The following is a 14070-nucleotide window of genomic DNA, read 5'->3' as shown; positions in this document are numbered from 1 at the left end:
CCCCAGCAGGAGACTTCGCCATGCCCAAGCGCGAACTGCTCAAGCTCCCCGTCGTGCTCGCCGAACTCGGCATGTCCCGCGCCGCCTTCTACCGCATGCGCGCCCGGGGCAAGGCCCCGCGCCTCATCAAGCTCCCCAACGGCCAGGTCCGGGTCGACCGGGCCGACCTGAACGCGTGGCTCGAAGCCTGCGAGGTCGCCGCCTGATGGCCACCTCGTACAAGGTCAAGTTCTGGGACCACCGGCACCGCCCGGACCGGCGCGCGCCCTGGATGGTCCGCTGGACCGTCGCCGGGCGGGAGTTCTCCGAGTCCTTCCTGACCAAGACCGCGGCCGACGGGCGGAAGTCCGAGCTGATCTCCGCGCTCCGCGACGGGCAGCCGTTCGACGTCGACCGTGGCCTGCCGCTCTCCGAGCTCCGCAAGGAGAAGCAGATCAGCTGGTACGAGCTCGGCCGGCGGTACGTCGAGGCCCGTTGGGAGGGTGCTCCTGCCAAGACCCGCACGACCTGGGCCGACGCCCTCGCCACGGTCACGTTCGAGCTGGTGAAGTCGAAGGCCGGCATGCCGGACAAGCGGATCGTCCGGCGGGCGCTCTACAGCTGGGCCTTCAACGTGAACGCGTGGGCCGAGGAGCCGCCGGCAGACTGGGCCAAGGCCTTGGCGTGGGTGCAGAAGCAGTCGGTGCCGGTCACCGCCTTCGAGGAGCCGCCGATGGTGCGCCGCCTGCTGAACGCCCTCGCGGTGAAGCTGGACGGCAAGAAGGCCGCTCCCTCGGTGATCCTGCGCAAGCGCCGCATCCTCGGCCACCTCTTCGGCTACGCCGTGGAGGAGGGCTACCTGGCCGCCAACCCCCTCCCGACCGTCCAGTGGCAGCCGCCGGAGTCCGAGGAGGAGGTCGACCCGGGCCTGGTGGTCAACGAGGACCAGGCCGCCGCGCTCATCGAGGCGGTGGGACGCCAAGGGAAGCGCGGCGCCCACCTCCGGGCCTTCTTCGCCTGCCTCTACTTCGGCTGGCTGCGGCCGGCCGAGGCTGTGTTCCTCACGCTCGCCCGCTGCCACCTGCCCGCCGAGGGCTGGGGCTACGTGGTCCTGGACGAGACGCGGCCGCGGGTCGGCTCGTCCTGGACGGACGACGGGACGTCGCACGACAAGCGCGGGCTGAAGCACCGGGCCGAGAAGGCGACCCGTCGCGTTCCGATCCCGCCCGAGCTGGTGGCGATCCTGCGGGAGCACGTCGCCGCCTTCGGGGCCGCGTCGGACGGGCGGCTGTTCCGGACGTCCCGGGGCGGGATGGTGCAGGAGAGCGGCTACGGGGTGGTCTGGCAGCGGGCCCGCGCCGAGGTGCTGTCGCCGGCCGACTGCGCCACGAAGCTCGGCAAGCGGCCGTACGACCTGCGGCACGCCGGGATCTCGCTCGGGCTGAACTCCGGAGTCGACCCGACCGAGGTCGCCCGGCGCGCGGGGCACAGCGTCGCCGTCATGCTCCGGGTCTACGCGAAGTGCCTGCACGGCACCGTCGAGTACGCGAACGAGTTGATCTCGAAGCGGCTCAACCGGAACCGCACGGCGCCGCCGGCGCCGGATCCTGGTCCGTAGCTGGTCCGTACGCCCTGGTCAGCAGCGGGATCCGGGCGGAACCAGGTGAGACAAACCACCCAAAACAACCAGACATCAATATCACAGTTCGACCATGACAGAAGGGCCCGTGGGCTGCGTTTCCGCAGCTCACGGGCCCTTCTCTATCCTGTGGCTGGTGCAGGGTTCGAACCTGCGTAGCTTTCGCGACAGATTTACAGTCTGCTCCCTTTGGCCGCTCGGGCAACCAGCCAGGATTTTCGCCTCCCAGGGCTCTCGCCCCGTTCGACGTGGTAAACCATACCTGATCCCCGGGGGTACTCCGCCACTCGATAGATCACGTGACGATCAAGGACCGCGGCGCGGCTGTCACGGGCGGGGCCGGGGTGGCGCTGGATAGGCTTGGGCGGCGGGCGCCCGGTGGGGCGGGCCGTGCCAGTGAAGCCAGAGCATCAAGGAGACCAACACCCATGGCCGACTCCAGTTTCGACATCGTCTCGAAGGTCGAGTGGCAGGAGGTCGACAACGCGATCAACCAGACCTCCCGTGAGATCGCCACCCGCTTCGACTTCAAGGGCGTGGGCGGCGAGATCAAGCGCTCCGGCGAGAAGATCGAGATGAAGGCCAACGGCGAGGAGCGCGTGCGGGCGATCCTGGACGTGCTGCAGACGAAGTTCGTCAAGCGCGGCCTCTCGCTGAAGGCTCTGGACGCCGCCGAGCCGCAGCTGTCCGGCAAGGAGTACAAGATCTTCGCGGACATCAAGGAGGGCATCACCACGGAGGATGCCAAGAAGGTCGCGAAGATCATCCGGGATGAGGGCCCGAAGGGCGTCAAGGCCCAGGTCCAGGGTGACGAGCTGCGCGTCAGCTCCAAGAGCCGCGACGACCTCCAGGCCGTCCAGGCCCTGCTCAAGGGCAAGGACCTGGACTTCGCGATCCAGTTCGTGAACTACCGCTAGTCGACCCGCCGCTCCCCCGTCCGCGGGGACGCGACGGCACGGCCCCGCTCCCGGGTTCGGGGGCGGGGCCGTTCGCGTCGGCGCGGAGGGTCAGCAGGCGGCGGCGAGCTCCTCGGCGATGGCGGCGGCGAAGGCGTCGACGTCGGCCTCGGTGGTGTCGAAGGAGGTCATCCAGCGGACCTCGCCGATCTGGACGTCCCAGGTGTAGAAGCGGAAGCGCTTCTGCAGGGCCTCGGTGACGGCCGGCGGGAGGACGGCGAAGATCTGGTTGGCCTGGACCGGGCGGTCGATCCGGATGCCCGGCAGGTCGCGGACGGCCGCGAGGAGCCGCTGGGTCATCGCGTTGGCGTGGGAGGCGCTGCGCAGCCACAGGTCGGTGCCGAGCAGGGCCTCGAACTGGACCGAGACGAAGCGCATCTTCGAGGCGAGCTGCATCGAGGTCTTGCGCAGGTAGCGCATGCCCTGGACGGCGTCCGGTTCGAGCACCACGATCGCCTCGCCGAGCAGCAGCCCGTTCTTGGTGCCGCCGAGCGAGAAGGCGTCCACCCCGGCGTCGGTGGTGAAGGCCCGCATCGGGACGCCCAGGGTGGCGGCGGCGTTGGCCAGCCGGGCGCCGTCGAGGTAGACCTTCATGCCGAGGCCGTGCGCGTGGTCGCAGATCGCCCGGATCTCCTCGGGCGTGTAGCAGGTGCCGACCTCGGTGGACTGGGCGATCGAGACGACGGCGGGGCGGGCCCGGTGCTCGTTGTCGAAGCCGTAGGCCTGGCGGTCGATCAGCTCGGGGGTGAGCTTGCCGTCCCAGGCCGGGACGGTGAGCAGCTTGAGGCCGGCCATCACCTCCGGCGCACCGCCCTCGTCCACGTTGACGTGCGCGGTCTCGGCGCAGACCAGGGCGTCGCGGCGGTCCATCATCGCCTGGAGCGCGACCACGTTGGCGCCGGTGCCGTTGAACACCGGGAACACCTGGGCGGTCGGGCCGAAGTGGCCGCGGAACACCTCCTGGAGGTGCTCGGTGTAGACGTCCTCGCCGTAGCTGACCTGGTGGCCGCCGTTGGCGACGGCGATCGCGTCCAGCACCTCGGGGTGGACGCCCGCGTAGTTGTCGCTGGCGAAGGCGCGGAACTCGGGGTCGTGTCGGCGGTGCGGGGTCATGGTCGTGCGGTTCCTCAACTGTTCTTGTGATCGCTGGACTTGGTTGGTCACGGGACTTGGTTGGTCACGAGGGGACCGGGGCCGCGGCCGGTTCGACGTCCAGCCGGTACTCGGCCATGATCCGGCGGGCGGCGGCCCGCAGGCTCCGCTCGTCCGGCCCGGCCAGCCGGAAGCGGCCCGGCACGTGGAAGTAGCCGCCGGTGCCGTCGTACACGTCGCCCGGGTCGGGGAGCACCTCGGCGTACACCTGCGGCACCACGCCCTTCATCGGGGTGCGGCCCACCACCCGGGCGGGGCGGACGGCGGGCTCGGGCATGACGACCCAGCCGGCGCCGGCGTGGCCGAACTCCCGGCCGGCCGACTCCAGCGGGAGGCCGAGCACCGTGCGGAAGGTCTCCGCCATCAGGTCGATGCCGTACACCTCCCGGTGGACGAACGGGACTTCGGCGCCGCCCGGGCGCATCCCGACCTCCAGGAAGACCGGCTCGCCGCTCGGCCGGCGGATCACCTCCAGGTGGAAGCAGCCGGTCTCCAGGCCGAGCGCCCGGACGCAGGCGAGGGCGAAGGCGGCGAGTTCGTCGCGCAGCGCGCCCGGGTCCAGGAAGACCGAGCCGAGCGGGCGGCCCTCGGTGAACTCCAGCGGGGTGTTGACGTAACCGGAGACGCTGACGAAGTGCTCGCGGCCCTCCGCGAGCACCCCGTCGACGTGGTAGATCTCCGAGGAGACGTACTCCTCGCACTCGTACTCCTCGGCGTCGGTCTCCGCGAGCGCCGCCGCGAGGGCGGCGGAGTCGTGGACGATCCGGACCCCGGAGGAGCCGGCCCGGGCCCGCGGCTTGAGCACCATCGGGAACCCCACCGCGCGCTCCAGCTCGACGGCCGAGGCACCGCCCGCCAGCGCGGCGAACCGCGGCACCGCCAGCCCGGCCGCGGCCACCCGCTCCTTCATCACCACCTTGTCCTTGAACGCCCGCACCAGGTCGGCGGAAGGCCCGGGGGCCCCGAGCGCCTCGCGCACCCGCGCGGCGGTCAGCACGTCGTACTCCGACAGGCCGACCACGCCGTCGAAGGCGCCGTGCCGACGCTCCAGCTCCCGGGCGGCCGCCAGGACGGTGGCGAACTCCAGGTCGGGCACGGTGACCACGCGCCCGGGCTCGATCGGGCCGAGCGCGGGGACGCCGTCGGGCGTGGTGACGACCGAGAGGTCGCAGGGCTGGCCGGCGCAGTACCGCCGGTACTCGGCGTCCTCGTCGTCGTACCGGTTGACGACCAGGTAGTGCGGCTGTTCGGGCGAAGGCACGCGGGTACTCCGAAGGGTGGTGGGTGTCAGCTCAGGGTTTCCGGCAGGCAGGCGGCGAAGTCGGCCGCGGTGACCGGGGTGAACCACCGCCGGTGCTCGGCGGCCGCCGGGGCCGGGTGCTCGGGGAAGGCGGCGAACCGCGGGTCGCCGGAACCGCCGAGCCGACGCCACAGTTCGGCGCCGAAGTCCGGCATGATCGGGAAGGCCAGCAGGGCCAGCCCCTTGAGCCACCAGTAGCCCTGGTCGGGCTCGCAACGGGCGCCCGGGAAGGCGTCGATCCAGGAGTCCAGCACCGCGCCGGCCTCGGCCATCCGCACGGTCGGGGCGTCCAGCGCGCCCTCCAGCCGGTCCAGGTGCTCGTCGAGCGCGGCCAGCACCGGTCCGGGGATCGCGGCCGGCTCGGCCGGCAGCCGCTCCCAGGCCGCGGCGATCCGGTCCTCCAGGGCGCCGGCCAGCCGCTGGTTGACGGTGTCCAGGAACTCCTTGGGCTCGAAGCTGGTCCGGGCGGTCTCGGGGTTGACCAGCGCGAGGTGGTAGCGCACGGCGTCCGGGGACAGGCCGCGGACGGCGGCGACGGCCGAGGCGGTGATCGCGTGCCGGCGGCTGGTCGAGAACTTCTCCCCCGCCAGCTGGTAGAACTCGTTGATCAGCACCCGGTCGTAGGGCCGGGTGTCCCCGTGCACCAGGGCGACGGCGTTGATGCAGATCAGCGCGGACACCACGTTGTCGCAGCCGAGGCTGGTCACGGTGACCACGTCGGAGGCGGGCGAGAAGGAGTTGGCCTCGGCACCGATCCGCTGCCGGTGGATCTCGCCGAGCAGCCGGGCGAACATGAAGCCGCCGGTGTACGAGAACAGGCTGGACGGGACGCCGTCCTCGCCCCCGGCCAGCGCCATCCCCCACGTCTCGGGGACGCTGAGCCGGATGGTGGCACCGCCCCGGCCGAGCAGCGCCCGGACCGTCGACCGGTAGCGCTCGGCGAGGTCGAGGCGGTCGAACTCGGGCTCCAGCTCGGCCAGTCCGGCGGTGTGCAGAAAGCGGGTGCGGATCTGCCGCCACTGCCACCCGGCGTCGGTGGCCAGCCGCGGACGCGGGTCGACCACCTCCTCCGGGCGGAAGTGCGCGCCGCAGCCCTCGCAGAAGTAGCTCGCCACCTCGGTGCCGCAGTCCGGGCAGCGGCCCAGCAGCAGCGGGCCGACCACGAACCGGCCGCCGGTCGGCTCGTACGGGACCTTCTCGGTCAGCGTGCTCACCGCGCCGCGGGCGTCCAGCTGGGCCACGGTGGAGTCGATCTCGCGCTGGAACAGGCCGTGCCAGGGCTCCTCGGCGGGGTTGACGAACTCGTCCATGCCGATCCGCAGCGCGGCGAGGTCGGCCTGCATGACCTCGTGGTAGCGGGCGACGATCTCGTCCGGGGTGACGCCGTCGACCCGGGCCTTCATGGCGACCCAGGGCTCGTACGCGTCGGTGCCGGTCATGATCGCCGGGCGGTCGCCGCGCATCCGCAGGAAGCGGGCGAGCGCGTCCACCCGAAGGAACGGGCCGGCGATGTGGCCCAGGTGCAGGTGCCCGTTGGGGGTCGGCTCCGGGGGGACGAGCAGGTAGTGGCGGGGGGTGTGGTCGGTTCGCATGGTGGTCCTCAGGGGCTGTCGGGAGGTCAGTCGAGGCCCAGCAGGGCGAGTGCGGCCTCGGCCATGCCCGGGGCGAGGCGGAAGCCGGAGCCCGCGCCGCCGGTCACCAGGACGGTGCCGTCCAGGGCGGCGCCGTCCGGGCCGTCCAGCGGGGTGACGAGCGGGGCGAAGTCCGGGAGGTAGAGGTCGACGCCGGTCCGGCAGCCGGTGAACTCGGGCTGGAATCCGGGGAGCTGCTCGGAGAGGACGGCCTCGGCCAGCGCCCGGTCGGCCGGGTTCGGCGCCAGCAGGGCGCGCTCGGGCGGGCAGTCCCAGTCGGTGCTGGTGATGCTGTAGCACCAGTCCCGGTCCGGGCCGACCGGCAGCAGGAAGGCGTCCGGCTCGTCCAGCACCAGCAGCGGGCGGTGCGCGCCGGGCCCGCCGCCGCGCAGCCGGTAGGCGACGATCTTCTTGGTCCGGGCGCCGTGCCGCTCGGCCGTCGCGGCGAACGGCCCGGTCAGGGCTGCGGCGCCGGGCGCGGCCAGCACCCGGCGGGCGGTCAGCTCCCCGCCGTCCTCGGCGACCAGCCGGTAGCCGTCGGCGCAGGGCTCGATGGCGCGCACCGCGAAGCCCTCGACCAGGTCGCGGTCCGGGCCATCGCCGAGCGGCCGGAGCAACTGCTCGACGGCGGTGGCCGGTTCGGACAGCGTCGCCTCGGCCGAGCACCGCAGTTCGGTGCCCGCGGCGCCGACCGCACCGCCGAACACCGCCCGCAGCGCCTCCTGCTGCTCCGGCCCACAGGGCGCCAGCGCGTCACCGACCAGCTGGTTGTCGACCTCCGCGGCGCCGCCGGCCGGCAGCACCCAGTACGAGGGCCGGGACTCGGCGTTCAACGCCGGTGCGAGCGCGGCCAGTTCCGACCGAAGATCCAGGCTGCGGCGGGCCAGCGCCCGCTGCTCCTCGGTCCGCCCGGCCGGAATGTCCACCGCGAGCGAGCGGACGGTCGAGCCGTCGTGGACGGCGCCCGCGCAGACCGCGACCACGGAGGCCCCGGGGTGGCGCAGCGCGGCCAGGCCGACGGCGGTCGCGCCGACGATGCCGGTGCCGATCACCGCCAGGTCGTACACCCTGCCGGTCATGCCTCGGACCCCCGCCACCAGATCGAGAGCACGGTCATCTCCTCGTCCGCGGTGTGCAGCCGGTGCACCTCGCCGCCGGGCAGCGCGAACAGCCCGCCCGGGCCGGCCTGGTACTCCCGGCCGCCACAGGTGATCACCCCGTGTCCGCGCTGCACCAGCCACAGCTCCTGCGAGGCGTGGCTGTCGGCCATGGTGGCCGAGTGCGGGGGGACGGTGAACACCGCCATCTCGACCGGCACCCGGCCGACGGCCGCGAGGACCTCGGCGGCGCCGAGGTCGGCCTCCAGACTGGAGGTGCCGGTCTCGTCGACGTCGGGCGCGAGGTAGCGGATCTCGACGGAGCGGTAGCCCGCGGCCGTCTCCACAGTCGAAGTCTCATTCATCGTCAGGAGCCCCCGTTCGTACGGATGCTGTCGAGGATCACCCGGCTGCGCCAGGCGAGCAGGCCGAGGTTGGGATCGGTGATGCCGAACGCGTGCCGGGCGCCGTTCTGCAGGTAGATCCGGTGCTCGTCGGGCCCGTCCCACTCCACCGAGTAGTCCTCCCGGACGACCGGGAGCCCGTCCTCCAGCCGCAGCCGGCCGGCCAGCGTGCCCAGGCACTGCGGCAGCCGCTGGACGTAGCCGGTGGCCAGGACGACCGCGTCGCAGTCCACCCGCGTCTCGTCCTCCGCGGACTTGAGCGTCAGGCGCAGCCCGTCGGCCTCCTCGGTGAGTCCGGCGACCTCGCTGCCGGGCAGCAGCCGGACCAGCTCGGGCCGTCCCTCGACGTGGCTGGCCAGGTAGATGAGCCGGTACAGCTCGGCCAGCAGGCCTTCGTTGACCCCGTCGCTGGCGTACTTCTGCTCGGCCAGCAGGGCGGCGCGCTGCTCCTTCGGACGCCCGAAGAAGTCCCGGGCGGCCTCCGGCAGGTACAGGTCGTTGGTGAAGGCCGACTCGTCCAGCGGAAGGAAGCCGGGCCGGCGGCTCACCCAGGTGATCCGCTCCGGCCGGGCCTGGCCGACCAGCAGGTGGCGGACGATCTCGGCGCCGCTCTGCCCGCCGCCGACCACCGCGACCCGGCGGCCGGCCAGCGCCTCGGCGTGCTGCACGAACTCGCTGGAGTGGAAGACGGCCGGCCCGGTCCTGCCCTCCAGCACCGGCGGCAGGTACGGCTGCGGGCCCGCGCCGAGGACGAGGTGCCGGGAGCGGAAGGTGCCCCGGGAGGTGACCGCCTCGAAGTGGTCGCCGCGGAAGTGGACGTCCGTCACCTCGTGGCCGTAGCGCACGGTGTCGCCCAGCTGCTCCGCCGCCCACGCCAGGTACTGGTTGAACTCGGCGCGGTGGACGGCCGGGAAGCGGGCGGTCAGGAACTGGTAGAAGCGCTCCTTGGCGGCGAGGAAGGCCAGGAAGGAGAACCGGCTGGTCGGGTCGACCGGCGTGACCAGGTCCTTGAACGGGGAGTTCTGCAGCGTCGCGTCCGGCAGCAGCAGGCCGGGGTGCCAGGCCGGTCCCTCCCGGCGGTCGAGGTGCAGCCCCTTGGTGTCCGGGTGGGCGTCGGCCTGGGCGGCCAGGCTGAGGTTGGCCGGGCCGGCGCCGACCGCCAGGTAGTCGAGGAGTTCGCTCACCGTTCCTCCTCCGCCCGGGGGTTGATCCGGACGGTCGTGTCGAGCGTGCTCCGCAGCTCGGCGGCGGCCTCCGGGGAGTCGGCGGTGAAGACCGCCTGGCCGAGCCGGCAGCGGAAGTCGTCCAGGTGCGGGTGGATCGGGTCGCCCGGCGCGAGGTCGAGCCGGACCTCCCGCACGCCCGGCAGGGCCCCCGCCTCGCCCAGGCCGGTGGCCCGCTCGAAGCGGGTCTCGCCGGGGGCGGTGAAGAAGTGGATCCCGGCGACGGCCGCGACCGGCTCGCCGAACGCCCCGGTCTCCTGCGGGGCGAGGCCGAGCAGGGCCGCCAGCCAGACCCTGGGCAGGCTGACGCCGGTGGCGAGTTCGGCCAGCTCGGCGATCCGGTCGCCGCCCATCCGGGCACCGATCTCCACCAGGGCCGGGCCCCCGGCGGTGAGCCGCAGCTCGCAGTGGAACGGGCCGACGGTCAGGTTGACCGCCCGCACCACGCCCTGCACGTACTCCTCGATCGCGGCCGACACCCCGGCCGGGAGGGCGGCCGGCAGCTGGTGGCCGACCTCGGCGAAGTACGGCTCCGGGGCGAGGAACTTCTCGGTCACCGCGACCACGGTGGTGACGCCGTCGAGGACGTAGCCCTCGACGCTGTACTCCGGTCCGTCGAGGTACTCCTCGACCAGGGCCCGCTCGATCATGGGACGGCCGAGGTCGACGAAGGTGTCGGTGCTGAGCCGGCGGTAGGCCGCGGTCAGCTCGTCCAGGTCGTGGACGACGGACACGTGGAGGCTGCCCGACTGGTCCACCGGCTTGACCACGCACGGGAATCCGGTGTGCTCGGCGGCCTTCGGGAGGTGCTCGTCGGAGGTCACCTCCAGGAAGCGCGGGCTGCGCAGCCCGGCGGCCTCGACCGCCTCGCGCATCCGGGTCTTGTCCCGGACCTGCTCCACCGTCCGCACGTCCAGGCCGGTCAGCCCGAGCTCGGCGGCGAGGTGCGCGGCATTGGGGACGTAGACGTCGCAGCCGGGGAAGACCGCGGACAGCGGCAGGCGCTCGTGCACCTCGCGGACGGCGGCGAGCAGTGCGGGCAGGTCGTTGGTCTCGACGGTCACCAGTTCGTCGATGCGGTCGCGCAGGTGCGCGGGCATCACCCGGTCCTCGGTGTCCGCGCTGGCGACCACGACGCCGATCCCCAGTTCCAGGGCGGCCTCGACCAGCAGCACACCCCCGGAGAGGGCTTCGATCACCAGGATGCGCCGATCGGAATGCTTGGTCATCGTGCTATGTCTTCCCGTTCTTGGGCCACGGGCGCCGGCTCGGCGCCGTGGTGGTGAGGGTGGTGGGGGTTGGTAGCCGGGGTGGGGCGGCCGGCCCGGGCCAGCCCGGGCAGCAGCGCGAGGGTCAGCACCAGCGCTCCGACAGCGGCGGCCCGCAGCAGCACGGCCGGATCGACGGACGAGCCGGCCAGCGCGAGGGTGGCCCCGGCGACGGGCATCGGCGCCACCAGCAGCAGGCCGAAGGCGGCGACCGCGCTGCCGTACTCCTCGGTCGGCACCCGCTCGGCGCGGGTGGTGCGCATGTAGACGCTGAACAGCGAGTCCAGGGCCAGGAACACCCCGAGGGCGACGCCGAACAGCGCCAGGTCCGGGGCCGCGGACAGCCCCAGGCACACCAGGGCCGAGACGACGGCGATGCCGATGCCGTAGCGCCACAGCCCGAGCCGCCCGATCAGCCAGGGCGCGATGCCGACCACCGCGATGGAGGCGACACCGGCCGCGGAGTAGACGAAGCCGAGCGCGCTCTCCGAGACCCCGAACCTGGTCGCGACCAGGGCTGGCGCGCTGCCGATCAACAGGCTGAGCAGGTAGTTCAGCCCCATGGTCAGCAGCACGACCCGACGCAGCACCGGATCCCGTACGGTCCGGCGCAGGCCGGCCAGCGGGGAGGGTGCCGCGTCCGGGTCGGCCTTGCCGGCGGGCAGCGTCAGGGCGAGCAGGAGGCTGACCGCGTAGCCGGCGCCCGCGGTGGCGACGAACACCACCGGCGGGAACAGCAGCAGCAGTCCGCCGAGGGCCGGGCCCGCGATGATGGCGGCCTGTTCCAGTCCGGTCAGCACCGACTGGGTGCGGGCCGCCCGCTCCGGCGGGGTGAGCAGCCTGCCGGCCTTCTCACCTGCGACGAAGGTCTGCTCGAAGAACGCGCCGGACAGCATGCCGAAGACCAGCACCACGGGCACCGCCGTGCTCGGCCGGGCCAGAAGCAGCAGGCAGCAGACCGCGGCCAGGGCGAGCCGTCCCGCGTCGCTGACCACGAAGATCTGACGGATGGACAGCCGGTCCACCAGGTAGCCGGCTCCGGCGAGCGAGAGCAGTCGGGGCGTCCAGGTCAGCACCACGGCGAGTCCCGACCAGGTGAGCCCTCCGGTCACCCGGTAGCAGAGCAACGGGATCCCGAAGACCAGGAGGTTGTCCACCAGCCAGCCGACGGAGCGCAGCGCGAAGTAACCCACCGTACGGCCGGATGCCATGGAAGTTCCCCCGTGAACCTCGGAAATCGCCACCCTGGCCGGGCTGTTCGGAGCCCGGCATGCTCACGACCGTAGTGCGTCCAGAACGGAAAAGCTAGATCCACTTGTTCGATCGGCCTGAAGATCTGCTCCAATCTGACGCTCCGACAGGAAGATCTGCAGGACGCTGTCCTGGCGACGAAACGGCTCCGCGCCCGGTTCGGGAGCGGAGCCGTGCGCTTCGGCGGGGCGGGTCAGCCGGCGGTGGGCCGGGGTCGGACGGCGGTGGTCAGGGCCTGCGCCTGGGTGCGCAGGGCGTCGATCCGCTCCTGGAGACCCGCGAGCGCCGAGCCGGGGAGACCGGACGGTGGCCGGCGCGGCCACCGGCGGCGCCACGGAGGCGAGTTGGCCGGTCAGGCCCGGCAGGATGTTCTGCAGGGCGGCGAGGAGCTACTGGACGGCGCCACCGAGGCCGGGGACGGCGGAGGTCACCTTGGCGAGCAGGCCTGTGACCAGCTTGACGACGTCGTCGAGCGCCCCGAGGGCCGCGCTGGGATCCGACGTGGCCGAGGCGGCGGAAAGCGTGGGGATGCTCGGGACGGCGGGCAGTGCGGGCAGCGCGGGCAGCGCGGGCAGCGCCGGATCGTCGGCTGGGGCGACGGCGGGGACCGGGGCCGAGACGGTGGTGCGTGGGGCCGCGGCTGCACGGTCGGCAGTGGCGGACGCCGTGGCGACCATGGTCAGCGCGAGCGCTGCGCTCAGCGCGGCGGACATCCGGGCGGCGCGCATGAGTACCGCTTCCTCTCGGTGCGAGTCAGGCGGGATCGCCTGCCCCACACCGTGCGGTCGCCGTCAGGACCCAGCCACCGCAGGTACGCCGAACGGCGGCGCGTCGCACCTTGACCCGTCGTCGGCTCCCGCGGCCTCAGCCGGTCGCCCAGCCCGCCGTGCTGCGGTGCGCCCCCAGCCCGACCGAGCCGAACTCGTCCACCCGCCCCGGCTCGACGTACCCGCCGAGCCATCGCAGGGCCCGGGAGATCGGGGTGCCCTCGGCCGGCCAGGGCTCGGACTCGTCGCTGGTGAGCGGCCCGAGGACGACCCGGCCGTCCGACCAGACGGCGGCGCGCTGGGTGCCGACGCCGCCGAAGTACTCGGCCTCGACGCAGGCGATCGGGCCGGCCTTCGACCAGGCGGCGAGCCGGAGTTCGAAGCCGTCCGAGTGCCAGCCGAATCCCGCCCCGCCGCCGGGCTTGTGCACGGCCGCGTCACCCTGGAGGGCGGACAGCACGGCGGCGGTGACCGGGATCAGCGCCAGCCCCTGGGCCAGTGGCACCACCCGGGCCGCCGGCACCTCCGCGGCCGCCACCGCCATCAGCTCCAACATGCCCACCAGCGCCTGGAGTTCATACGACATGCGGGACATGCTGTCCCACCGCACCGACAGTCGGCGCGGAATTTATGATTCCGTGCCCGGCCGGAGGCCGTAGAGCAGGGTGAAGAGGGTCACGTCCACGGCGTCATCGGCCGTACTCGGACCTTCCGCCGTCAGCTCGTCGAGGAGTTCCTTGAGCCGGGCCTGCAGCCGGGCCAGCCGCGCCGGTTCGAGCCGCAGCGCGAAGTCCGCGAACAGACCGGACGGCGTACCCGAATCGCCCTGCGGGAGGCCGAAGTCCAGCCGCCCGTCGGCGAGGTGGGCGCGGAACTCGCCGCGGACCCGGTCGAGCGCGGCCAGCATGGCGTCGTACGCCTCGAAGCGGGCCGGGGAGTCGGCACTGAACATCTCCGGGGCGAGCCGGATGGAGTCCTGGGCGACCTGGTAGCGGCTCTCCACGATGCCCGACACCAGCCGGGTGCCGGCCACCAGGATCAGCCCGGCCTTCTCCAGCTGTTTGATGTGCCGGTAGAGCTTGGTCTGCGGTTCGCCGAGCTCGGCGGCGAGCTCCTTGGCGGTCAGCGGGCGGTCGTCGGCGGTCTTCAGCGCGCCGAGGATGGCCAGGCGCAGCGGGTCGGCCAGCGCCTTGAGCACGGCGACGTCGCCCACCTGGCGCTCCTTGACCCAGGCGGTGGGCTGCTGCTGCTCGTCCCCGTCGGCGGGTTCCCGTTCGTACTCGGCCACGGGCCCACCCTCGCAGATCGACCGCTCCGCACGCAATCACCTTCCGGTGAGCGCTCACCCTTGCGCAATCGCTCATATAGGCGTCATCATTCACGCATACGTGAACGGTGACGGC

General features: G+C 72.9%; 14 protein-coding genes and 1 tRNA gene. 3 read left to right on the top strand and 12 right to left on the bottom strand.

The genetic code is table 11. The features are described from left to right. The first annotated feature begins 20 nt into the window (after window positions 1-20). On the top strand, window positions 21-206 hold the full coding sequence (locus ACFV1W_RS03810; protein WP_380412776.1) for a helix-turn-helix transcriptional regulator: 186 nt from the start codon (window positions 21-23) through the stop codon (window positions 204-206). Then, on the top strand, window positions 206-1597 hold the full coding sequence (locus ACFV1W_RS03805) for a tyrosine-type recombinase/integrase (protein ID WP_380412774.1): 1392 nt from the start codon (window positions 206-208) through the stop codon (window positions 1595-1597). Before ACFV1W_RS03810 ends, ACFV1W_RS03805 begins: the two co-directional genes overlap by 1 nt. A 151-nt stretch (window positions 1598-1748) precedes the next feature. Here the strand turns inward: ACFV1W_RS03805 and ACFV1W_RS03800 are convergent. After that, a tRNA-Tyr gene (locus ACFV1W_RS03800) sits at window positions 1749-1829 on the bottom strand. Between the two features lie 217 nt (window positions 1830-2046). On the opposite strand from ACFV1W_RS03800, the gene ACFV1W_RS03795 reads away from it, so the two are divergent. Next, window positions 2047-2535 carry a YajQ family cyclic di-GMP-binding protein gene (locus ACFV1W_RS03795; RefSeq protein ID WP_380412772.1) on the top strand — a complete coding sequence of 163 codons (489 nt, stop codon included), beginning with the start codon at window positions 2047-2049 and terminating at the stop codon, window positions 2533-2535. A 90-nt stretch (window positions 2536-2625) separates the two neighbouring features. On the opposite strand, the gene ACFV1W_RS03790 is transcribed toward ACFV1W_RS03795, so the two are convergent. The 11 genes from ACFV1W_RS03790 to ACFV1W_RS03740 all read right to left on the bottom strand — a co-directional run bounded on the left by ACFV1W_RS03790 (window position 2626) and on the right by ACFV1W_RS03740 (window position 13955). Further along, a complete protein-coding gene (locus tag ACFV1W_RS03790) occupies window positions 2626-3687 on the bottom strand; it encodes a threonine aldolase family protein (protein WP_380412770.1) in 1062 nt (353 codons plus the stop codon). A 64-nt stretch (window positions 3688-3751) separates the two neighbouring features. Further along, the gene (locus ACFV1W_RS03785) at window positions 3752-4987 is read right to left on the bottom strand and encodes an acetyl-CoA carboxylase biotin carboxylase subunit family protein (protein ID WP_380412769.1); all 1236 of its coding nucleotides are present in this window, start codon (window positions 4985-4987) and stop codon (window positions 3752-3754) included. Between the two features lie 26 nt (window positions 4988-5013). Beyond that, entirely contained in the window at window positions 5014-6618 is a 1605-nt protein-coding gene (locus ACFV1W_RS03780; protein WP_380412767.1) for a class I tRNA ligase family protein, read from the bottom strand. Window positions 6619-6644: 26 nt separating this feature from the next. Then, window positions 6645-7736, bottom strand: a complete 1092-nt coding sequence (locus ACFV1W_RS03775) for an FAD-dependent oxidoreductase (RefSeq protein WP_380412765.1) — start codon at window positions 7734-7736, stop codon at window positions 6645-6647. Further along, the gene (locus ACFV1W_RS03770; RefSeq protein WP_380412763.1) at window positions 7733-8101 is read right to left on the bottom strand and encodes a cupin domain-containing protein; all 369 of its coding nucleotides are present in this window, start codon (window positions 8099-8101) and stop codon (window positions 7733-7735) included. Before ACFV1W_RS03770 ends, ACFV1W_RS03775 begins: the two co-directional genes overlap by 4 nt. A 20-nt stretch (window positions 8102-8121) precedes the next feature. Continuing rightward, a complete protein-coding gene (locus ACFV1W_RS03765) occupies window positions 8122-9342 on the bottom strand; it encodes a lysine N(6)-hydroxylase/L-ornithine N(5)-oxygenase family protein (protein WP_380412761.1) in 1221 nt (406 codons plus the stop codon). Next, window positions 9339-10610 (bottom strand): ATP-grasp domain-containing protein, encoded by a 1272-nt coding sequence (locus ACFV1W_RS03760; protein ID WP_380412759.1) that lies wholly within the window; start codon window positions 10608-10610, stop codon window positions 9339-9341. Before ACFV1W_RS03760 ends, ACFV1W_RS03765 begins: the two co-directional genes overlap by 4 nt. After that, window positions 10607-11860, bottom strand: a complete 1254-nt coding sequence (locus tag ACFV1W_RS03755) for an MFS transporter (RefSeq protein ID WP_380412757.1) — start codon at window positions 11858-11860, stop codon at window positions 10607-10609. Before ACFV1W_RS03755 ends, ACFV1W_RS03760 begins: the two co-directional genes overlap by 4 nt. Window positions 11861-12289: 429 nt before the next feature. Further along, window positions 12290-12628 carry a hypothetical protein gene (locus ACFV1W_RS03750; protein ID WP_380412755.1) on the bottom strand — a complete coding sequence of 113 codons (339 nt, stop codon included), beginning with the start codon at window positions 12626-12628 and terminating at the stop codon, window positions 12290-12292. 136 nt (window positions 12629-12764) lie between these two features. Next, on the bottom strand, window positions 12765-13253 hold the full coding sequence (locus ACFV1W_RS03745; protein WP_380412753.1) for a hypothetical protein: 489 nt from the start codon (window positions 13251-13253) through the stop codon (window positions 12765-12767). A gap of 42 nt (window positions 13254-13295) precedes the next feature. Beyond that, the gene (locus ACFV1W_RS03740) at window positions 13296-13955 is read right to left on the bottom strand and encodes an ArsR/SmtB family transcription factor (RefSeq protein ID WP_380412751.1); all 660 of its coding nucleotides are present in this window, start codon (window positions 13953-13955) and stop codon (window positions 13296-13298) included. Window positions 13956-14070: the final 115 nt, after the last annotated feature.

The sequence above is a fragment of the Kitasatospora sp. NPDC059648 genome, from assembly GCF_042734825.1.
Classification (GTDB): domain Bacteria; phylum Actinomycetota; class Actinomycetes; order Streptomycetales; family Streptomycetaceae; genus Kitasatospora.
The sequence above is the reverse complement of the archived record's forward strand: the minus strand, read 5'-3'. Positions and strand labels throughout refer to the sequence as shown.